Raw genomic sequence first — 22,585 nt, 5'->3', positions numbered from 1 at the left:
GCAGGATCCAGCGCATATCCAGCGCCGTCGCGGACCGTGCGCCCAGTCCGCGCGAGCGCCACTTCCGCTAGCCAAAGCCCTCTCCAGAGAGCCCGACCACAGAGCGCTATGCATGATCCGTCACTGGCGGCCCCAGCCTGCGCGATTCGAGCCGTCAGCAACGAGATAAACGTTGGAAACGTGATCGGGAAGCTGTCAATGCCAGCGGCAGCGGGAGGCGCGCGGAACTCGCCTTCACGGTGAGCACCTCGCACCGCGGCCTATCCCTGCAACTCGCTGACCATAGTCGTTCTGGCCGCAGCTATGTGCTGCCAACAACCGCCTAAATGCGGATTCACGGAACGATTGATGAGCAGATATTCATGCTCACCCACGCCTCATCGCCGCAAGACGAAGACCGCTATGACAGCCCCGCCGAGTACCGCCCAGCATGCGGTGGCCCCCACTACTCTTCGCGCGGTCATGACAGATCCATGGTCGACCCTGTCTTTGCGCAACTGGATAAGAGGCCGGGGCTCCGACCAATAATAGGCCGGAAACCCAAAACCGAAAACCAAGGAAAGGAGCAACCAATAACCCGCACTCTCCGAGCGCAAGCCAGACCGAGAAATAATCCCTACGAGTGCCACCACGCAGAAGAATGCCACAGGCCAGGCAAAGTATGGCATGACCCGCCAGTGCAGGACAGGAAGGAAGAAATCAATGAAGCCAATTTCATCAAATCGATCGTCATTTTTGAATGATATGAACTTACCCTCTCCCCCCATCCTGTTCCTCACGTCCGCCACAAATACCTCTTGAGTCACAGGAGCCACAGGATGCTCATACTTGTAGGTTGCTTCATAGTCCCTCAGGTACCCACTTGACCAGAACACCCGAAATTCAGCGTAGCCTTCATGCCGCACATAGACCTCCGACACTTCACCACCATGCGCAGCCTTCACAAGGTCCGACATATCCGCCATGGCGGGGACTTCGAACGAGCAGAGACCAAGAAATCCGATCGCCAACACAACAAGCGCAACGACCCGAAAAGCCCAACCCGCAAACGGAACACCGCGAAATCTGGAAATCCGCTCTCGCATTTTCCCTTCATACACATTCGAGATCATCCGCCCACCTCCATCGTCCAGTAGTAGACCTGACGGAGAGGAGCCTGCTGATAACCGTCCGCCCTGTCAGGGAAAAGCGGAATGCCCGTATGCGGAATATGACCTAGATGCAGAAGCGACTCATGGCCTGTCGCATTGTACGCCGCAAAGGCAACAGTAAAAGTTCGCTTCTCGCGGTTCACATTTATCACCTGGTAGATTTCATTATACGACCCCATATATGCTTCCGGAATATGGGATCCACGCTTCCCGCCAGTCACCATTCCCGTAACATCCTTGAGGAAATTAACTTTAGGATCGCTATACGAATTCTCGCCGCCTTGCGCGTCGGGAGAAGCAGAGTAACCGCTGCTGGATATCGAGTCGGCGAGATCCCTCAGAAGCTTTACGTTACCTTCGCCCCCAGCCAACTGTCGCGTGATTTTACTCCCCGCACCGAAAACGTAGGTGTTTCCCTTTCCATAAAGCCAATCCTTGACCACGTCCAGCATATCCATGTCCGAACCGACTCCCCTTAGGTCTGCGCAGGCGGCAGCCGCTCCCGAAGCCACAGACGCACCCTCGCTGCATGGACTGGTGTTTCCAGCGAGGGCCAGCACATACTGGACAAGCTGATCAGCGAGGGACTTGTAGAGACCGCCCTTGTACCGCTCGCTCAGCGCCTTGAGCGCATTCAGGCAAGCAGTGTTACAGCCACTGCTCTGTGAAGTTCCGCTCCCGTGGTTGCCTTCCACGGGCGAATCTCCGGACCCGGTGGCCGAGCTGGATCCCTTGCTGCCCTGGCCGCTCGACCCCCCGCACAGGCCGGTGTCAGGCGGGCACATAACACTCTTGCCATCGGGGTCGCTGGCGCTGACCGGGTTGTTGTTCGCGTAGGTGTAGCCGTTGAGGGACTGGGGCTGGTCCAGCGTGAGTAGTGGGTCGACGCTGATGAAGCGGCCGGTGGTCGGGTCGTATTCGCGTGCGCCGAGGTGGGTCAGGCCGGTGTCGGGGTTGGCTGGGGCGCCGAGGAAGGATTTGTCGTCGGGCCAGGTGCCGGTGCCGCCGGAGCGCGGAGTCCCGAAGGGGGTGGCGTAGCGCTTGGTGATCGCCTGGGTGGAGTCCCCGGTGATGGCGAGCGTGCTGGTGCCATGCTGGTCGGCGGCGAGCCACGTCAGTGCCGGCACGCCGGGTTTGTTGGTGCGCAGGGCGATGGTGGTGCCGGCGGCGGTGTAGTAGCGCTGTGCCCAGTACTTGGGGGCCGCGGTGGAGGTGTCCAGGTGGACCTCGGCGCCGCCATCAAGATAGAGGACCGTCTCACCGCTGGTGTTGCGGCGGATAAGCAGACTGCCGTCGGCGTCGTAGACATGGCTGGTGGTGCTCCTGGTGGTGCCGGAGCCGGTCTTCTCGGTGAGGGTGTCGAGTTGGCCCTGCGGGTTCCAGGTAAGGGTCTGGGTGTCGGTGCCGTTGGGCCGGCCAGTGGTATTGCCGGTGTCGTCGTAGGCGTAGGCGGGGGTGACTCCGGTGCACGAGGACGCGGTGGTGGTCGCGGTCAGTGCGTGGGGCCGGTCGGGGTCGTAGCAGTACGTCCTGGTGGAGTCCCCGGCTGACGCGTGGGTGGTCTCGGTGGTGCGCAGACCGCTGTCGGTGTAGGCGTACGACGTCCAGTACGGGGCGGCGCCGCCGAGATTGGCGGTAGTGCGGCCGGAAGGGGAGCAGTCGGCGGTGGCGGGGGTCCAGGCGTCGGTCACGCGCCGGTGGCCGTCGTAGGTGAAGCACTGGTCGTCGCCCTTGCCGCTGCCTGCCAGGGTGGTGGGATCCGTGATGGCGGTGACGTTGCCCGCATCGTCATAGCCGTAGTTCAGCTCTTGCAGCTCGTAGCCGTGGGTCTGGTCGGTGACGGCCGACTGCTTGAGCCGGTCGGTTCCTGCCTCCCAGGTGTTGGTGACGTAGGCCTTCTTGATGCCCTCGGCCTCGGAGGTACCCAGGGTGAACTGCTGAGGCTGACCGGTCTCGGAGTAGGCGGCACCCAGCAGGTAGCCGCTGGCGCCGGAGACGGTGGTGGGAAGGCCAGCGGTGTTGTAGCGGGTGTTGACGATTTCCGCCGGGAGGCCGCCGGCGGCCGGTTCGGAGATGTACTGCTGGGTGCCGCTGAGGTTGTAGTAGGTCGAGAACGTCACTGTGTCCGCGACGGCGTCTGAGGTGACCAGGGGGTCGCCGGAGGGCAGGACGAGCTGGGTGGTGGTCGGCCGATACAGGCTGTCGTATGCGGTGACCTTCCTGGTGTAGGACGTGCCCGCCACACCGCCGACATAGCTGGTCGACGCATCCAACTGCCCCTTGAGCAGGGTGTCGTAGGCCCAGTTGGCAAGCTTGTTCTCATCGGCCTTGGACGTGTGCCACGCGTCGGTCTTGCGCCCGAGTTCGTCGTAGCCGTACAGGAGGGTGGTGTCTCGGGCGTCCGTGGTGGTGGCGACCTGGTCCAGATCCGTGTACGACGTGCTCGTCGCGCCCTTGTCCGGGTCCGACGCCGAGACCTGGCGGCCGAACAGGTCATAGCCGTAGGACCACTTCGTGCCGTCCGGACCGGTGATCGCGTCCGGCTTGCCATCGCGCGTGTAGGTGTACTTCGTCGAGGTGTACTCGGCGCCGCCGACACCCGCGCCGTAGTCGGAATCGGCCGGGTCGACACCCGAGTACTCACGCTGCTCGCTGGTGCGTCCCCACGCGTCAGTGATGGTGCGGACCGCCGAGCCGCCCTTGACAGCAGTGGTGGCGCTGGAGTCACCCGTGTACGTCGTCGCCGTGGACCACTTCTTGACACCGTAGATATAGAAGGTGCTGGTGGTCGGGCGCTCCGCACCATCGAAGACGATGTCGCTCTGCTTGGGTGCACCGCCATACACGGCCCTCGCATAGCTGCCGGACGGTGTCGTGGTGGAGTCGAAGACGTTGGCGTAGGTCTCGTAGGCCAGGCCACGGCTGTCGTAGCGGGTGTCGCTCAGCAACCGGCCCCCGTTGGGGGTCGGGGACTGGGTCTGCAGCGGTCGCAGCAGCGCGTCGTAGATCGCGTAGGTGGTGTCGTAGACGCCCTCGGCACGGATGCTGGAGGTGGACACCCAGGACGGGGCGTCGTTGGTGACGGAGTAGGCGTAGGTGTAGTTGGCGCCGTACAGGGCGGCACGCAGGTGGTTGGGCAGCCAGACCGCGGTCACCCGGCCCAGCGCGTCATACGTCGACTCCGTCAGCTTGTTGTTGACGTCGTACGCCTTCACCGTCGTGCCGCGCGCGTAGTCCAGGTACGTGTTGGACTTCTGGCTCTTGGCGTTGGTGACCGTGGTCTTGGTCAGCGGCCCGCCGCTGGTCGGGGTGTAGGCCGTGGTGGTCGTGTGTCCTGCCGCATCGCTCACGCTCCCCGGCCGGCCCAGGGTGTCGTACCCCGTGGTCCTGGTGAGGGTCTGCCACGAGGTCGGGTTCCGCTCGCCGCCGGTGGCCGTGGCCGGGTAGGCGGAGGCACGGCCGGTCCAGTCGACCTCCCCCTTGGTCGGGGTCTGTGAGGCCGTCCAGGCGGTGGCGTCGGTGTCGTCGTAGACGGTCGCCGTGTCCGAGAGCACGTCGCCGCGGGTGCTGGAGGAGGCCGGCAGGTCCAGGGCGGTCTCGGCCGTGGAACACGCACGCCCGACGACACGGGTGCGCGAAGTCAGGGAGTTGATGCCGAGACTGTCGTTGCGTGCGTACCAGGTGCGCGTGCAGGTCTCGTCACCGGTGACAGCACTGTCGCCCGCGTCGTGGACCGTGCTGGGCATGCCGTAGCCGTCGAAGCTCGTGGTCTGGCTCCGGGTGCGCCAGGAGGAGGACGCCGTCAGGTAGGTCGAGGTCTCGGTCTTGTACGTGCGGATGAAGTAGGCCTCGATGTTGGCGTACGACTTCTGCTGGCTCGCGGTGAGCTGTGACCACGGAGAGTTGACCGTCACGGAGACCGGGGCGGTCCCGTTGTACGTGACCTGTTCACGCGTGAAGCCCGAGAAGCGGTCACTGTCGGTCTGCTCCGGCACGGACAAGCCCGTGAAACCCGTGCCCGGAACCGAGACAGACCGGGTCGTGCCGTCCTTCTGCTTGTCGCCGTCCATGCCCTGCAGATACACGGACACGGCCTTGGACTGGGTCTCGCTGGAAGCGCCCTTGAGGGTGGTGACGGTGCGGTAGCCCCGCCACTGGGACCAGGTACGTTCCTTGGCCGGGGTGATCGGGTCGTTGTTGTAGTGCCAGGCCGGACCGGAGTAGCTGTAGTGGCTCTCCTCCGTCTCGCCAAGCCCGGTGGGATCGGAGGTGAGGACGTCGGTGACCCGATACTTGTGGAACCAGTCCAGGGAAGCCTCACTGGCTCCGTTGATGTGCCAGTAGACCGGGTAGCAGCTCTTGGTGTCGTTGTCCTCCGACGACGGCATGTTCGAGCCGCGCACACACTCCGGGTCCGACAGTGTCACACTGGCGATGGCACCGGTCTCGGAGGTGATGCTCTGAATCCGGGGCCGCCTCAGCGGCAGGATGTCGTCGTTGGAGCCATCGACCCGGTTGTCCCGCATCTGGTAGGTGAACGTCACCGGGTCCAGGGAGATCGTCCCCCCGTTCTTGCCGGTATGCCGGATGCTCTTCAGGACCAGGCTCTGGTCCGTGCTGTTACCGATGTCACCCGGGTCCATGAACTCCTGAGTAAGCGCCCAGGAGTCGACGTCCGTGTAGGCGCCGGCGGTAGCCGACCAAGCGTGAGTATCGATGCTGGTCAGACGCTTGCGGGTGAAGAACGTCGGGCCAGTGGCATCACAGTCTGCTCCGGAGGCGCAGATGGCATCGAAGGGGACGTCGGGCCAGTGTGAGGCGGTGGCAGAGGTCAGCGAGGAACAGTCGGAGATGCACCGCTCCTCGTAGTGGAAGGTGATCTCGTCCGAGGCGGTACCGGTGAACAAGCTGTCCTTGCTCTGACCGTAGAGGAGTTTGGTCAGGTAACCACCTCGCGTGTACTGGGCTGTGCCGGTCGTGGCACCGTTCTTGGCGTAGTGGTTGGTCTCGGGGGTGTACCAGTACGACATCGCGTTGCCATGCAGGTCCACCACGTAGTCCAGGTTCCACCGCCACGCCTGGGTGACGGCCCGGTTAGCGAAGCTGGAACCCTGGTCGTAGCCCGGATCTCCGGAGTCGTCTCCAAACGCGGGCACGGTCCAGACGGAGTTCGTGCGCTCGCTGCCCGCACCGGGCAGCCTGTTCAGCCCGAACACGTACTTCGTACCGTCACCAGTGGTGACGATCCAGTACTCGTCGTCGTTGTCGTCGTTGTCGGTGCCGGAGCAGGGGGTGACCTGAGAGGCGTCGGAGCAGTGGGTAACCGTCGAGGCGTCGTCGTTCTTCAGATGCCACACGCCTTTGGTGTCGTCCTTGACCAGCTCGGTGGACTTGCCGTTCAGCACCAGCGAGGCGTTGTCGTACTTCCAGCACAGGTCGTACTTACCGTCCTGCCCGTCGTCATCACACGAGCCATAGGACCGCTCGACGTAGGACGACGCCACGTCGGTGAAACCCTCACCGACCAACGTGCCCTGGTTGTTCGTCGACGCCGTCCTACCGTCCACGCTTCCCGAGTCGTACGACAGCGACAGCTGGGGGGCCGGGCCGGCAGCGGCCGGCGGTGTGGGCAGCGGGTACGACCAGGTGAAAGCGCCTGAAGAGCCGCCCGCCTCCCAACTGGAGGAGGACGACAGTGGACTGGCCGCGTAGTTGCCCGCGCCGGAGGCGGATTCCCCCGTTGACGTGTCCGTCACGGCCAACACCGTGGCCGAGGAAGTTGTGCCGGCAGCCCTGAGGGGAGTGCGCGGCGCCGAGCGGGAAGCACGCCCCCTGCCGGTGCTGCTGCTTGCTTCTCCCAGACCGACCTTGGCCGACAGTGTCTGCCTGTCGATATCGTTGTGCGAGCCGAGCGGGGTCTGCGTACGGCAGGTAGCCTTCTGCGGCGTGGTCAGCGCACAGGCGGGCAGTCGAACCAGTTGCAGTCGACCGGACCAGTCGCCGCCGTAGGCGGAGGCGAACGCCGAGTAGTCGACACTCACTTTTGCGGAGCCCGGTTCAGTTGCCGACGCCGTCAGCAGCACACCCTTGATGCCGGCCGCATGAGCCTGCTGTTGGTCGAGAACCCGCACCTGAACCTGGCCGGTAACCGCGTTCGTCTCCGGACCAGAAGCGACGGAGACAGGCACTCCTCCAGCAGTCAGTTTTGCCGCGCCCTGTCCTGGTATCCGTGCGGTGGCCGCTGCGGCAGTGGGCCAGACAGAGCGCTGTTGGTCCCGTGCGCGCCGGGCTTGGGCGGCGTTGACGGCCATGGTTCTCGCCACCTGTTCACGGACCTTCTCAGCCCCTAAGCCAGCATATGGGTGAACCTTGTCACCCCGTTGCTTGGGCAGGGGCGGCTTGCCCAGGCCGCCAACGGCAGCGTAAGCCGACGGCGCCCCCAGACCCGCCGGGATGACGAGGGCCATACACAGTACCGCGACAACCGACGCTCGCCGGCGACGTCGTACAACCCGCTTCTGTGCAGGTGCACGCCACGGCAACCAAGCGCCGTGGGTCAGAGCGCTGCCGATCCAACGAGCCTTCATGCCGGAACTCATGACTAGCCTCCCGCGACCGCCGCCGGCCGCCTGCGCGTGCCAAGGAATCAAAGAAGGGACAAAGGGAAAGGTGGGGTTCTGACCGGATGAGGTTGTCCAACTCCGCCTCACCCGGAGACCTCACGCGGGTCAGGTCAGTCGCCGATGATGTCGATGATCTGCTTCTGGTCGACCATGGCTCCGGCCCAGAGTCGGATATCGGAGACAGCGCCGGGCAGATAGTGACCCCACGCGCCACCGACGTAACCCTTACCGGCCGCGAACTCGCCGGACCCACCCACCGCTGCGTACGGGTGGGTGCCGTCAGCACCGTTCTCGTCAGGCCCGAGGTAGAAGTGGATCGTGCCGGACGGGGCGTCGTACGTGCCCGTCATCCGCACCGGACTACCCAGCACCGCGGCCTCGTCGGAGACCACACCGTCGAAACTGCCATCGGTGTTCAACCGGCCGAAATACCAGTTGCCGACGGGGACGGTGGTATCCGTGCCAGGGTCGATGTCCGTACCCGTCAGCTGGTACCAGAAGCCCCAGGCGGAACCGTCCGCACCACGCTGGCCGACGACTTGCGCCGTATAGCCGACCGGCTTCGTCAGCAGGGCGTTGCTGTCCACGTCCACCAGAGTGGTAGCGGTGAACGAGGCCGTGTCGTCCACCACCGGACCCGACGTGGTGGCCGCGCCGTCGGTCCCATTCAAGACGATCGCCGAGCCGTCCAGCGAGGCCCCGCCGGCCAGAGAGAGCGCCCGGCCGTACCCGGACGTGGAGTCCGCCAGCAACGTGCCACTGGCACCGTCCGGATTCCAGGCACCCATCAGCTCGACACCCGCTTCGTGGTCGGCGTCCGGCAGCCCGTCCTCACTGGCGATCTCCTCATCCGGCAACGCCCGCTGCCACACAGCCGCCTCATCGACCCGGCCCCGCCAGTAGTCCTCGTAGGTACCCGGAGTGAAGCTGGCCCGCCCGAACTGCAAAGTTCCGTTGGACGTCGTTGCTTTCGCAGTATCGGGCAGCGCGACGGGCGATCCCTGAAGACGCCCGTTGACGTACAGGGAGATCGTCCGGGCCTGGGCGTCATACACGCCGGTCAGATGTGTCCACACCTTCAACGGCACACCGGCCGCATCAGCGTTCGCACCCAGATACTTACGGACACCGTTCTCGGACCAGCTCCACAAGAACACCCACCGCTGCACACTCGGCGAGTAGTACAGAGCGAATCCGGAGCCGTCACTTCCTGTCTCCGACACGACCGTACGGAAGTCCGACCCATCCGCCAGATACGCCCACGCCGAAACCGTGAACGACGACTGCGTGTTGACGACAGGAGCTGCCGTAGCCGCATAGCCGGACTGACTCGCCGTATCAGAGGTGTCGTTCAGCCACAGCGAACGGTCCCCCTCACCCCGGCGCGCCAGCGACGACCAACCCGCCCCCGTGGTATGCAGCGTCGCGGGGTAGCGGGTGCCGCCCTCTGTCGCCGTGTCGGCAGCCGTGGTCACCCCCGAGGCCGGCGCCCCGTCGTCGAAGTGCCAGCGGCCGATCGCCGCCTGCCCCTCGGCGACATTGAACTGCTTGACCTCCGCCTCGCCCCAGCGTCCCGCACTGTCCTGAGCGCGGACCTGAACCTGCTGCGTACCCGCGAGCCGTGGCGTGATCGACACAGACACCGTCGAACCGGAGATGGGTGCGGACCAGGACGTGGAGGTCGCCAGCTTGTACTCGTAGGCGGTGTTGTTGCTGTCCCCCGTATGCGGGGCGAAGGTGAAGTGCCCCACCGTGCCCGGACCACCGGCGGCGTCACACACGTCAGGCAAGCACTCGGAGTACGGAGCGCCGAAGGTCACCGTGGGCTTCTTCGGGGCAGTGAGGTTTTCTCAACGAAGATCATTTCAAGATTCCGTTGAGGACGAGTGCGGCACGGGCGATGTCGCCGATCCGGCTGGGACTGAGCGAGACCTTCTTGAGCGCGCGCCAGCGTTCCTTGAGTTCGGCGGCTGCGCGTTCGCCGAGGGCGCGCAGATCTCTGATCAGGGTGTTCGTGGTTCGGGTATCGGTGTGGAGGGCTTGCTCAGATCTACCCTGGGGGCGGCGCACCGGGATGTGGATGCCGATTCCGGCGCCGATGTAACCCTTGTCGGCAAGAGTCGGCAAACCGTCGGCGGCGGCCTTGTACAGAACGGGCAGGACGTGGATACGGGCCGCTGTGATGTCGGGGGTGGAGCCGGGCTCGACATCGGAGACCCACAGCGGGGTGCCGTTCGGGGAGGACAGGAACTGCACGTTGCCGCCGAACGCCTTGTGCTTCTGGCTGAACCACAGGTCGTTGCCGTTGTCGCGGACGCCGGCGAGACGGTCGGACTCGATGAGTGTGCCGTCCAAAATCACGTGCGTCATTCCTTCCCGCCGGCAGCGGTTCAGGACGTCGTGCAAGTCGGGGGCTTGGGCGGCCAGCGCGTCGATGCCTTCGTGGAGGTAGCGGTAGCCGGTGGCCTGGGAGACCCCGGCGTCGCGGGCCAGACAGTGCACGCACGCCTGCTCGCGGAACCAGCGCAGCACCAGCACGGCCTGACGGAACGGACCCAGCGCCCGCGACCCCCGCGGAGTGCCCAACCGTCGCCGGTGGGCGGCCAGCAGTCGTGAAAGGTGATCCACGACATGGCGCGGAACATCGAGCGTGGCAACATAGGTGACCAACGTGAAGCCTCTGGTGGGTCGGACGAGTTCTTGTGGTGAGACCTGTCCTACCAGGGGCTTTACGTCTGCTCACGACCAGGATGAGTTCGTCCGATCCACCCCGAGGCGAGCGGTTCACAACGCTTCGCGAAGATCATTTCTCTGAGAAAACCTCAGTGGTGTCCACCTTGAAATAGCACCAGCCCTTGGTCGTCACCGTGCTGTGCGACTCCAGATAGCTGCCGCCACTGTCGTAGTACGAACGACTGAACACCGCCAGCCGGTACAAAGGCCCCTCGGACAGCGTGATCGGGGACGGATAGGTAAGCACGACACCGTTGCCGACGTACCCGCTGGTGGGCCGCACCGGCTCGGTCGCCACTGACCAACTGCCGTCGCTATTCTTCTGCTGCACATAGAAGTGGGCGCGCAGGCTCGCGCCGCTGCCGCCGCCCGTGGCCGTCCACACCGTCGCGGTCAGGCTCGGAGTCGGATCGCCGATCACATCCGGATCACCGGAATTCGTCGCGCAGCTGATCCCGCTGCCCTGGACAATGCCCGCCTTCGTCGGCACACCCGGCAGACCCACATAGGTCGTCGACAACACAGCGTCGTCACGGAACCGCTTCCATGCGCTGGTGTCCGTCTCGTCCCGGGCGATCAGCATCAGCGTCAGCCGGGAGAACTTCCCCGCCGCCAGGTTCCCGACCGCGGACGTCAGACTCGAACCGGTGAACTCGATCGGCGCCGCCGGCTGCGACGGATTGCACCGCGAGCCCCGCCCGGCCGAGACGGAGCGGCTGGCCACCGTCCCCAGATACGAGGGACGCCTTGACCATGTCGTGGACGACGAGATGTTGCTGGTGCGATCCAGGTCCACCCATCGCGCATCACATGTGAACGACCAGCTCTCGGTGGCCCGGAACGTCGCGGACAGCACCTTCTTACCGGCCAGGCCGCTGGGCGAGAACTGGAAATACAGCCGCTCCGTGTACCCGGGACCGCAGTAGTAGCCGTTCCACGAGGAGCAGTGGCCCATGCCCTTGCCCTCGTTGTCACTACCGTTACCCCAGTTGAAATCGGACACTCCGTCCGATCGCAGATACGTGTGGGCCGTCTGATCCAGGCCGACGGTCGGGTCGATGTAGACGGGGAACGCACTGCTGTCGCTGTTTCCGAGCAGGTCCGCATCCGGTATCAGCGCCAGCGAATCCGAGGTGACCTGCACAGGCAGCATCGCCGACGCATCACCCTCGCCGGGTCCCGCTGTCGGATCGTCCGGCGTGCCGCTCGAAGGATCGGTGGTGGACGCCGGGGACGGCGATGGCTCGGAACCCTGGACGGACCCAGTCGTCCGCGCCGACGTGCTGCCCGTACCGGTCGTGGACGCGTCGCCCTGCGAATCCCACATCATGGCGGCCGGAGCCGTGAAGACCGAGCGCGCGTTGTCGTCGACGGCCGTCATTCCGCCACCGCTGGTCGGCGCGACCGTCAGCGCCTCCGTCCGCAGAGAGAAAGCGACCTTCTGTAACGCCGGGTTGGTCGCCGCGGCGGGAGTCTTGACGACGAGCAGGTCACGGAAGCCTTCGGTCGTCGCCGCCATCCGCAAGTCCACGCCCGGAAGCACATCGACGTACGTCGCGCTCGCTCCGTCCAGCGTCGGCTTCGGCAAGGTTCCGGGCCAGCCCAGCCAAAGCGACGTGCCGTTCCTGGCGATCTCCACCAGTCCCGAGCCATCACCACCAGGGGAGAATGCAAGATCCACCACGGAAGCCGTCGGACCCACCGAACCGTCCGCACGGACCTTCAGCGTCGGGTCCGGGGTTACCCACGAGCCATCACCCGCGCGCACCCGTACCGGCACGGCCGACTGATCCAGCGTGAACGTCGTGCCGTCCGCGTTGGCATACGTCGTCGCATACTCCGTACGGTCGCCGACAACCTCCACGGGCGACCCGGTCTCCACAGCCTTCTGCGAAGCGGCCGCCTCCGGTGACAGCGAGGGGGTGGCGGTGGAGCCCCCGTCCCGCACCTCAGCGCCGGCCGTACCTGTGGCAGCTGCCACCGAGACGGGTTGGATCAGCAGTACGACCGCGGCAAGCCAGGCCACACATAACGGGCGCACACGTCTTCCACCCGAATCCCCCACGACTCTCCCCAAGTCTTTGACGAACTCATCACAATCGCTTGGCGATTGAGGATTTTGGCATGGCCACATCGATCGAGGCTCACCCAACACCTCAAGATCGGGTCATCAGATAACCATAACCAAGCAAAGGAGCGATTCGTTCATCTGCATGCAAGACATTGAACGCCACAGATTCACCTGACGTCCGGTGAGGCGACGATCCAAGCAAGCCAGTGACCTACTCCAGACAAGAAGTGACTCAGCCCTCAACCCAGATCGACGAACCACCGCCACCAAGACCGAGGCGGGATCGCACGGACGACCCCAACCCCACACCTCTCGCTGCGGTCCGTCCCGACACGACATCGACAAGGCATCGCCGGCCTCACGACCACAACACGGAGAAAGCTGACCAACCGGCAAGCCCCAACCCGGGCCATGTGCCGCCGTTACGGGGCCTACGCCAGGCAAGAAGAGGCGCCGGCATCGTGGCAGAGCACGAGCGGAAACACCTGACGTTCCGTCAGTTCATCCAGCACGGATCCAGCAGTCGCACCCCGGAAACCCACCCCCTGGCAGCCTGCCTACTCCCCTGACCTGCGAGAACGAGTCCATCACACGTTGCGGCGCAACGTGTGACAACCACCGTCCAGCCGCCACGAAAACACCCCCTGACCTGCGCATTAGCACGCCAGGGGGTGAACCGGATCAGAGCTAAACGTTGAACCGGAACGTCCAAGGCAGCGCTGTCACCTGCGAGAACGGACGAATGACGGACGTCATCCAGCGTTGATCCAGCGAGGGAACGGGCCCGCGCACCGCCGGGGCCACCACCCGATGACGCAGCCCCCTCAGGCTGGGAACAACACGTCCAGCCAAGCGTCTCCCGGCGGCGGCACGAAGAAGTAACCGCCGCCCACGGTAAGGGTGTACTTCGCCATGGCCTCGCCCGCCAGCCTCTTCTGCACGGCTTCGAACCCGGTGGCCAGGTCCCTCTGGAAGCAGGAGAAGATCAGCCCGCGATCGCTGTCACCACGATCGTAGTTGTAACTGCGCCGCACGAGCGGCGGCGGATGACGACGATCGGGCGCCGCACGCCGCACATGCGAGTCCAGCGGCGTGATCTTCCCCCGAGGGTCAGCGGCGAAGTCCGGCCGCTTCGCGCGGGGCGTCCCGTCCAGCCACCGCCCGTCCCTGCCCCGGCCGACAATCCGCGCCTGCTCGCTCGGCGAGTCCTGGTGCCAGAGTTCGTCCGCGAGCCTGATGATCCGCACGACCTGGTAACTACCACCCACGGCCCAGTCCGGCTCGCCCTGATCGGCACGGACGAGTGCTCGCTCAGCCAGTGCGGAATCGCCCGCCGGATTCCCGTAGCCCTCGGTGAAGCCAAAAGAATTGCGCGCCAGGCCTCGCCCGTCTTCCACCCGGTTTTCGGGGCGGGTTCCCGTTATCCGCCAGCGCACATGCCGCTGCGGCAGTGCACTCATGATCCGCCGAGTCGCGTCAACCGTCTTGTCTTTGGAGGTACCGGTCACCTGAACCAGCAAGTCGCCATGCGACCGAGCCGGGTCGAGCAGATCCCCCGGGAACGCCGGCATCGCTCTGAGTCGACGGGGCGCCTGATGGGAGCCGTGGATCGCCCCGACGCCCAGGCCCAACCAGGCCACCACACGAAGGTCGTCGTTTGCCCGGTCAACGGCCCGTTCCACCGCCCGTACGGCCGCCGGGCGACCGGCCTCGGCAACGGTCAGGTCGAGAGCCATGACCTCCGCGTGTGGCAGCGGCGCGGCACCGCGCAGCGGGGCAGACGGTCCTGCTTCCTGGGCAGAGCCCCGCGCCAGCGCTCCGGACTCCCGCACCGCGAACGCCACACCGCCGACCCCAACAGCGGCAGCCGCCGCCAGCATGCTCCTCCTACTTCTCACGGCACCCCCCGCAGACGATCAGGTATGCGGCCATGCATAAAGGCGCTGAATCAGTCTCCCTCAAGGTGAAGTTCCAACGACACGTCTTCCGCGCACCGCTCTGCCAGCCGCCGAATGGCATCCAAAAGGTCACGTTCCGGAGCTCCTTGGGTCCAGGTTCGCCGTACCGTATCGACCTCAAAAATGAATTGCGGCATGTCCTGCCCAGTCAGAATGAGAGTGCCATAGGGATCTACTCGATTCAGCTCAGGCAGGTCGCTGTTCTCACAGATGCGCGCGAACAGATCGGAGCCGTCGAGCACAGCATCGACTTGAGTCAGGCGACGCCGCTTCGGACTCGTTCCCGGCTGGTTCACCTGCTTCAGTACTACATCTACACCCATCGCGACAGCTCCTCGAACAGAACCACAACTCTCACCTCACGGAGCATCAGATGGGAACGCTGTAATAAGTTTTCGATCCCGAACAACAACTCTGATGTAGTACTGCGGGTCACCAGCGGCCGTCGCACCAATCGATGACGGGAATCGATAGAAGTAGACGCCATCATCGGATTCGCCACCAAGAGCGCGATTTATCATCTTCTCGATCTTTGACTTGCTCGTGGTGGTGAACTTGCTCTTGTTCGGGTACCGCGTCCGATTCACATGACGGTCCCAAACATGATCCCATCTTCCCTTCGAAATTGGGACCGGACAACTGCTGTTGTGAACGAGTACCGGAGCCTTACCCGCAAGCACATAGTACGTGTGGAGCCCGTCGACGGTGAGGTTGTAGACGGTGGCCTGTTGGGTCCGGTGGCCGACTGCGGTGATCTGGATCCAGGTGCCAGCGCTGGTCTGGAGCCATTGGCCCGCTTTGAGATCGGATGCCTGGACCCATTGGTGCAAGGCGGGAACCCAGAAGGGGTGGCCGTCGGTAGCGGTGAGGGTACTGGACTTCCCATCGCCGAAACCGCCTGGGGTGCCGGGGCCGTAGGTGGCGACGGTGATTTCGGTCAGGTGTTTGGAGCCCGTGCCCTTGATGAGCGTGGTGACCGTGCGGGGGCCGCTCTCACCTGTTTCCGGGTCGGTAGCGGCGACCTTGTCGCCCACCCGTACGTCCTTGATGGGCTTGCGGGTGCCGTCGGCCATCAATACCGGTGTGTCGCCGGTGAAGCTGTTGGGCAGGCAGACATCGTCGGCGACCCGGCTGACGGCCTTGCCCTCGCCGAGAGCCCCGAGGCCTTCGCCGAGCATGCCGCTCAGGCAACCCGTCAGCGCTGACGTGCCGACCTGCCCCCAGTCGACCTTGCGGCCGGACAGGCGCTGGGTGAGCCAGTCAATGCCGCCGTCGATCAGGCCACCGATCACACAGCCTGCGATCAGCGGGTTGTCGCCGGAAGGGTCCGTGTAGGTCGTCGGGGACGACAGAGCGTACTGGTAGAGGTTCGCGCCACCGGCCTGTCCAGCAGGGTCCTGAGAGATGAAACGGCCGGTCTCGGGGTCGTAGTAGCGGTCGCGGTAGTAGAGGAGGCCGGTGCCGTCGGCCTGGCGTCCGGTGAACGTGTACGGGTTGGACGCCGTGTCCCCGCTGGTCGTGGTGCGGCCGCCCGGATCGTAGGTGTACCGGGTGGCCACCGTGCCGTCGGTGTTGGCCAGGCCGAGGACGCTGCCGAGGGCGTCGGTCAGGTAGACCTGGGCCTTGCCGTCCTCGCTGCGGGTGAGGAAGTCGTCCAGACCGCCCATCGCTGTCGTGGCGGTGGTGTCGCCCGTGGCGTTCTGCTCGGCCAGCGGGTTGCCGCCGTCGGTGAGGTACTTGCCCGTCGTATCACCGGTGGTTTTCGAGGCGCGGCGACCCAGGGGGTCGTAGGAGAAGCTGCCGGACGGGCCTGTGCTGCTGCCGGCGGCGCCGGTCAGCCCGGTGAGTTGGCCGCGGGCGTTCCAGGTGTAGGAGCGCTGGCCGTCGTCCTTCAGCTCGCCGTTCGCGTCGTAGGTGAAGGAGCGGCCGTTGTAGGTGCTGATGCGGTTGTCGTTGTCGAAGACCGTGCCCGACTCGGCCGGCGGAAGGGCTATGTCGGCGAGCGAGCCACTCAGTTCGGTCTGAAGCCCGCGGGCGTCGCGGGTGTAGGTCAGATCGCCGATCGCGGTGCCCGTGCCGCCCGCGTAACTGATCGACTTGATGACGCCGGTCTTGTCGTAGCCGGTGGTGCGGGTGATGCCGCCCGGCAGGGTCGCCGTCTTCTCCCGGCCGACCGCGTCCAGGCCGAACGTGATCTCCTGCGTGCCGGCGGTGAGGGTCTTGAGGATGCCGGAGTCGTCGTAGTCGTAGCTGGTGGTGGTGCCGGCGGCGGTCATGGTCTTGCGCTGGTCGAGCGCGTCGTAGTCGTAGGTGACCGTGCCGGTCGGTCCTGTCGTGATGTGCAGGCGGTCGTAGGCGTCGTAGGTGAAGGACTGCGCGCCGTCCTGGCTGTCGGTGATCGTCTTCGGCAGGTCGACGTCGTCGTAGTCGTAGGCGACCGTGGACTCCGCGGTTCCGTCGTCCTTCACGCCGTAAGAGGTGGTCTTCGGCCGGCCGAGCAGGTCGTAGTCGACGGTTCCGACCTGGTGGGAGCGGTTGGTCACCTGCTTCAGACGGCCCGCCGCGTCGTAGGCGAAGGAGGCCTGGGCGCCGAGCGGGTCGGTGACCGTCTTCGGCCGGTCCGAGTCGTCGTAGTCCCACGTGGTGGTGTGCTGGCGGGCGTCGGTAAGGATGTGCAGGTTGCCGTTGTCGTCGTAGGTGTACCCGGTGGTGTGGCCCAGCGGGTCGGTGACCTCGCGCGGCTGGTTGAGCGCGTCGTACGTGATGCGTGTGACCGAACCCGCCTCGTCGCTCACCGCGCTCGGGCGCCCGGCGGCGTCCGTGAACTGGCCCGACACGCGGCCCTCGGCGTCCTTGACCGAGACCAGGTCGCCGTAGCGGTAGGTGTACTGGGTGACCGCGTCGGAGGCGTCCTTGACCGTCTCGACCTGGCCGTCCGGCTCGTAGGTGTAGGAGGTGACGCGGTTCTCGGGGTCCGTGACCGTCTTCAGATCACCGTTCGCGTCGTAGGCGAAGACGGTCTTGTGCTGCTCAGCGTCCGTGACCGTGGTCGGCTGGTCGTAGGGGCCGTCGAAGGCGACCGTGCCGGCGGAGCGCTCGTCGGCCGTGCCGGCCAGCTCGATCGACTCCGTGACGTGGCCGTTGGCGTCGTAGTACAGCTCGGTGCGGCGCCCGTACGGGTCCGTCACGGCGTCCACGCGGTGGTAGGGGCCCCGCTCGTACACCGTTTTACGTGCCAGTTCGCTGCCGTAGGCGGCGGTTTCCGAGGTGCCGAAGCCATCGCTGTCGAACGTCACCCGCCGCACAGCACCGCCCGGCTCGGTGACCTCCGCCGCGGTAACTTTGCCCGCCGAGTCCTTGGTGTAGGCGAAGGAGTACTCGGCGTCGTCGGTGAGCGTCTGCTTCTTGACTCTCCCGTCCGTATCGAACGAGTTGGTCATGTACGTGATGTCACGGGCGTCCTTCGCCGTGGCGATCCTGTTGGACGTGCCGTCGTACGTGTACGAGCTCGTCTTGTGCGCGGTGTCCGTGACCGTCTTCAGCCGGCCCGCGGTGTCGTACGTGTACGAGGTGCTGCGGCCCGCGTTGTCCTGCGCCTGTGTGATGCGCTTGTCCGAATCGTAGGTGAAGGTCACCCACCGGCCACCCGGTGTGGTGATCCGGGTGATCGGACCTGCCGAGCCGCCCTCCCGGGTCAGCCGGATGGCGTTGCCGTGCCGGTCGCGGATCTCCGCGAGCGGTGAGTACTGCGGGAACACCCACACCGTGCCGTCGCGGAACTTGAGGTTCCATTCCCCGCCGCCGTCCTGGTTCCACACGATCTTGGTGCCGTGCAGTTGGGAGGGAGTGTCGGTGGGCTCGAAGACGGCGTCGCTGAAGCCGGTGCCGGACGAGGTGCGCACGTAGTGGACCTTCTGCCCGCCCGGCAAGTACAGGTCGACCTGCTCGTACTGCTTCTCCGAGTGCAGGAAGACGTTGTAGGACAGGTCCCGTCCGATACCGAAGGCGCGGGGCTTGTCGTCGCCCTGCCAGTAGGTGCGGGTGACCTCCGCCGAGCCCAGCGGGTCGGCCACGCCGAGGTCGGTGTGGGAGTCGGTGAGCAACCCGGTCCCCAGGTCGACCGGGTCACCGGACAACCAGTCGATGACGTCCTTGACCGCGGACAGGTCCCACGGCAGCCAGTCGCTGATGTTGAACATCGCGCCGGTGAACGCCCACACACGCGTCTTCGCGTCGGGCACCACCTGCTTGCCGTCCGCCGTCACCTGCCCGTGGCCGTAGACGTGCCAGCCCTCGCCCTCTGGGTCGTACGCCATGAACTCCACCCGCGTGCCGGGCGCGGCATGCGTGTAGTTCGGGTAGACGACCTGCGCACCCTTGGGGAAGACGTACGTACCGCCGGGCTGCACGGTGAAGTACACCGGCACCACGCTGTTCTTCGGCAGCGGGAACGGCGGCCGGTCGATCGGGATCGCCGTGATCCCGAGCTCCGTGACCGGCTTGCCGTGCTCGTCACGGACGACGCTGCCCTTGGGGATGCGGAGTTCAAGGCCGGGGATCGAAGGTGTCGTCAGGACGACGTTGTGCTTCGCCGGGGCGTCGAAGTGGACGGTGTGCCGGGTGTCCAGCGGGGTCATCCACACCGGGAAGCCCAGGTCGGTGGTGTGGTGGGCCCTGGGGTGTATGCGGATGTCGAAGCGGCCGTACTGGCGGTTCTTCGTGTTCGCGGTCGAGCCGTCGACGACGAGCGTGGTGGCGTCGGTGCTGATACCCGTGAGGAGGAAGCGGCCCCGGGTGTCCGTGCGCGCAGACTTCCTGCCGACGCGGACGGTGACCTTCGCCAGCGGCTTTCCGTCGAGCTTGAGGACGTGGCCGGTCAGTGCGGTGGCACCGGGCGGGGCGCGCAGCCGCGACGGGGACTTCGGTGCTGCGCCGCGCCGGGTCACCCAGTCGTCGCCCGCCAGGTTGGCCTTGTCGGGGCGCCACGCATCCGGGCCGACGGGCACGGTGCCTGCGGGGTGCTTGCCGGTGGATTGCTTGCCGGCAGTCGGTTGGTGCGCGGCGGCGCCAGAATGCCTGGCACCCGTATCCCCGTGGGCTATCGCGCCCGCACGGTCGGCGATCAGGCTCGCATGGTCGGCAACCGCACGCGCGGGCACGGCCTTCTGGGTCGCTTGGAGGGCCGTGGCGGTGAGGCCCAGGGAGTATGTACCCGTCTTGAGTGAAGTCGGGTCCACCGTCAGCGTGTAGGTGCCGTCCGCTGGCAGAGCGGGCAGCGCCTTCGTAGTGGTGGTCGCACCCATCGACGCCTTGTCCACCAGCCACTTTCCGTCTGGCCCGAAGACCGACAGGGACCAGGCCGCGGGCGGAGTGGCCAGCCCGAGCGTGAGCTTCTGACCCTTGGTGCCGGTGAACGTGTAGTGCGCGTTCTGCCCTGCCGACGCGATCGTCACGGATTTCTTCGCGCCACCCACACTGAGTGCGCCGCCGTTCGCGTCCAGCAGGAGTGTGGCCTTGGTGCTTCCGGTGTCCGGCGTGTCCGGCTGGATCACGAGTCGATGGGTGCCTGCCGCCAGCGGCGCCCGCAGCGGGACGTCCAGCGTGGAGCTCGACAGAGTGCTCACGTAGCTGCCCGACGTCGCGCCCGGCTCCCAGTACCTCAGGATGGGGCCGTGCGCGAACGTTGTGCCGCTGAAGACCACGGACGCACCCACACTGGAGGCGGCAGCGTAGGTGAACTCCAGTTGCTGGCCCACATGGGCGATCGTGCCTGTGGAGGACGGGGTGCCGGACGACAGCGCGATGGGAGCGACCGGCTTCGACAGCGACAGCTTCATCGAACCGGTAGCCGCCGTGTTGGAGGTCATCACCAGCGCGTACGAGGCACCCGGCGTCAGGTCTGACAGGTAGAACACGAACGTGGACGTGCCGGAGAGGTATCCTACGTAGCTCCCCGCGCCGCCGGAGGCGGACACCAGCCGCACATCGGTACCGCTCTGGACGGTGTTGGCCGTGACCGCGAAGCCAGCCGGCGATGCGTCAGGAGCGGTGAACGAAGCCCTGATCTGCTGACCCGCGCGGGCCATCGTCGCCGTTACCGGCGCACCGTCCACCGCCAACGCAGCCGCCACGTCCAGGGACAGCGTCAGCTTCAGGCTGCCGGTCCCACCGTTCTGCGGGTTCACCACTACCCGGTACGTGCCCGTCTCCGGCAGATCTGGAAGACCGACCGTGACGGCCGAACCCGACGACAGGTAGTAGCCGTCGACCACCTTCGCACCGGACGGCGCAAGCACGCTGACAGCCACGGAGGAGGAGAAGGTGTCGCCGGTCAGACCGAGAGACAGATCGTCGCCCGCCGAGGCCGTGAAGGTCGACACCGCGTTCTGGCCGAACCGGGTGACCTGTGCGGTGACCGCCGTGCCCGTACTGGAAAGAGCGCCCGCGCCCGCGTAGTGGGAACCGGTCACCCGCACCGTGCCCGTGCCACCGCTCGACGGATCGAGCAGCACCGTGTAACGGCCTGTCGTCGGCAAAGCGTCCACGTCCACTTCGCCCGTGGAGTGCTCGGATACGTACCGGTAGGAGATCTCACGGCCGTCGGGGCCTAACAGCCGAGCGTCGACGGACGAGCTCATGTTCGCGGTGTCCAGGCCAAGGCTCAGCGAGTCACCGCTGTCCGCGTCGAAGCTCCAGCGGCCGTCCTGCCCCGCCCGCACCATCTCCGTGTCCTCCGCCGGACCCGCCAGATCCAGCTCACCACCGGCTGGATACGACACGGTCACATTCGCCGCCCCGGTATTGCCCGAGCCGGGATCGAGGACGAGGGAGTAGGTCCCGGACAGTGGAAGGTCGCGCACCTCCCAGTCGCCACCGCCGGAGAACGTCACATACGTGCTGTCGCCGACTCGCCGGCCCTGCGGGTCCACCAGCGTCAACTGCACCGACGAGGAGAACGACGACTCCGTGAACCCGAAGCCGACGTCGTCACCGCGCTCGGCGTCGAACAGCACCTGGGCCCTGCCCCCGGAGCGTGTCACCGCCACCGACGGAGACTCAGCGTCCGTCACCGAGGTACGCACCGACGTCTCGAAGTCGTCGCCGGCCAGCGGGACCGTGAAATCCCCGGAGGAGACCCCGCGGCCATCCGGCGTCTCGACCTCGACCCGCCCCGTCGTCGCACCCTGAGGAACCTTCACCGTGACGGATGTCGACGTCGCGGAGACGAGTTGGGCGCTGGTGCCGCCGTTGAATCGAACCACGTTGTCGGTCGCGTTCGCCGCGAACCCGGAACCGGACAGCACCACCTGCGTGCCCGGCACACCCGACGACGGCGTGAGCTTGGAGACCACCGGCGCTCCGGCGGCCACGGTGAACGCCTCGGTGGACTCCGCCGTAACACCTCCCACGGCAACGGAGACCTTGCCGTCGGCCGCGCCGGATGGCACCGTCACCACGAGACGCGTCGCCGATGCCGACGTCACGCTCGCCTTGGCACCGCCGAAGGACACCGCGTCCCCGGACGCCGTGGCGGAGAAGCCCGTACCCGACAGCGTCACGGTCGCACCGACCGGAGCCCGCGCCGGGACAACAGAGAGCACGGACAACTTGCTCGACGGATAACGGTCGACGCCGAGCCGGTTGCCCACCTCGTCATAGCGGTACCGGGCCGTCTCCCCCGCCGGGTCGGTGACCCCGACCAGCCGGTCCGCTGCGTCGTAGGCGTAGATCGCGTGATCGGTGCCCGTTTGCGCCACGACCTTCTTCGTGGCGGAGTCTTTCGCCGCCTCCGACCGAGACCCGCCCTCGGCCTGGGTGTCGTTCTGCACCGCCGAGGGGCCCTGGCCGACGGGTCGTGAGGTTCCGTTGCCCGACGGCCGAGAATCGGATCCACTGCCGGCACCCGCCTGGGATGACGCCGAAGGCGTCGGTACCGGGGGCGCTGCCTGCGCCGACAGTGCACCGCACGCCAGGGCCAGCACCAATGCCCCAACTGTGACCACTCGTCGACGAGCCCCCATACGCCCGACGAACCGCTCTCTCCGCCCG

The 22,585-nt window shown here is 66.1% G+C and carries 8 protein-coding genes; all 8 read right to left on the bottom strand.

What is annotated here, in order from left to right; translation table 11 throughout:
- Positions 1–377: 377 nt before the first annotated feature.
- Entirely contained in the window at positions 378–1,112 is a 735-nt protein-coding gene (locus Sm713_RS05280; RefSeq protein ID WP_212908499.1) for a hypothetical protein, read from the bottom strand.
- On the bottom strand, positions 1,109–6,907 hold the full coding sequence (locus Sm713_RS05275) for an RHS repeat-associated core domain-containing protein (RefSeq protein ID WP_249416106.1): 5,799 nt from the start codon (positions 6,905–6,907) through the stop codon (positions 1,109–1,111). Before Sm713_RS05275 ends, Sm713_RS05280 begins: the two co-directional genes overlap by 4 nt.
- Positions 6,908–7,884: 977 nt before the next feature.
- Positions 7,885–9,594, bottom strand: a complete 1,710-nt coding sequence (locus Sm713_RS05270) for a LamG domain-containing protein (protein ID WP_249416105.1) — start codon at positions 9,592–9,594, stop codon at positions 7,885–7,887.
- A 40-nt stretch (positions 9,595–9,634) separates the two neighbouring features.
- On the bottom strand, positions 9,635–10,444 hold the full coding sequence (locus tag Sm713_RS05265) for a transposase family protein (protein WP_212907842.1): 810 nt from the start codon (positions 10,442–10,444) through the stop codon (positions 9,635–9,637).
- Between the two features lie 133 nt (positions 10,445–10,577).
- Complete coding sequence (locus Sm713_RS05260) at positions 10,578–12,371, bottom strand: hypothetical protein (protein WP_249416104.1); 1,794 nt, start codon at positions 12,369–12,371, stop codon at positions 10,578–10,580.
- A 1,031-nt stretch (positions 12,372–13,402) separates the two neighbouring features.
- Positions 13,403–14,314 carry a Dyp-type peroxidase gene (locus tag Sm713_RS05255; RefSeq protein ID WP_212908497.1) on the bottom strand — a complete coding sequence of 304 codons (912 nt, stop codon included), beginning with the start codon at positions 14,312–14,314 and terminating at the stop codon, positions 13,403–13,405.
- 212 nt (positions 14,315–14,526) lie between these two features.
- Positions 14,527–14,859: a hypothetical protein gene (locus tag Sm713_RS05250; protein ID WP_212908496.1), complete on the bottom strand. Its 333-nt coding sequence runs from the start codon at positions 14,857–14,859 to the stop codon at positions 14,527–14,529.
- Between the two features lie 36 nt (positions 14,860–14,895).
- Entirely contained in the window at positions 14,896–22,293 is a 7,398-nt protein-coding gene (locus tag Sm713_RS05245; protein WP_212908495.1) for an RHS repeat-associated core domain-containing protein, read from the bottom strand.
- Between the last annotated feature and the right edge of the window lie 292 nt (positions 22,294–22,585).

Origin of the sequence: Streptomyces sp. TS71-3 (assembly GCF_018327685.1) — a bacterium.
Taxonomy (GTDB): domain Bacteria; phylum Actinomycetota; class Actinomycetes; order Streptomycetales; family Streptomycetaceae; genus Streptomyces.
The sequence above is the reverse complement of the archived record's forward strand: the minus strand, read 5'-3'. Positions and strand labels throughout refer to the sequence as shown.

Bases quoted from the DNA above. Each gene is read 5' to 3' on its own strand.
- Sm713_RS05280 (WP_212908499.1), bottom strand. From the start codon at position 1,112: ATGATCTCGAATGTGTATGAAGGGAAAATGCGAGAGCGGATTTCCAGA.
- Sm713_RS05255 (WP_212908497.1), bottom strand. From the start codon at position 14,314: ATGGCTCTCGACCTGACCGTTGCCGAGGCCGGTCGCCCGGCGGCCGTA.
- Sm713_RS05250 (WP_212908496.1), bottom strand. From the start codon at position 14,859: ATGGGTGTAGATGTAGTACTGAAGCAGGTGAACCAGCCGGGAACGAGT.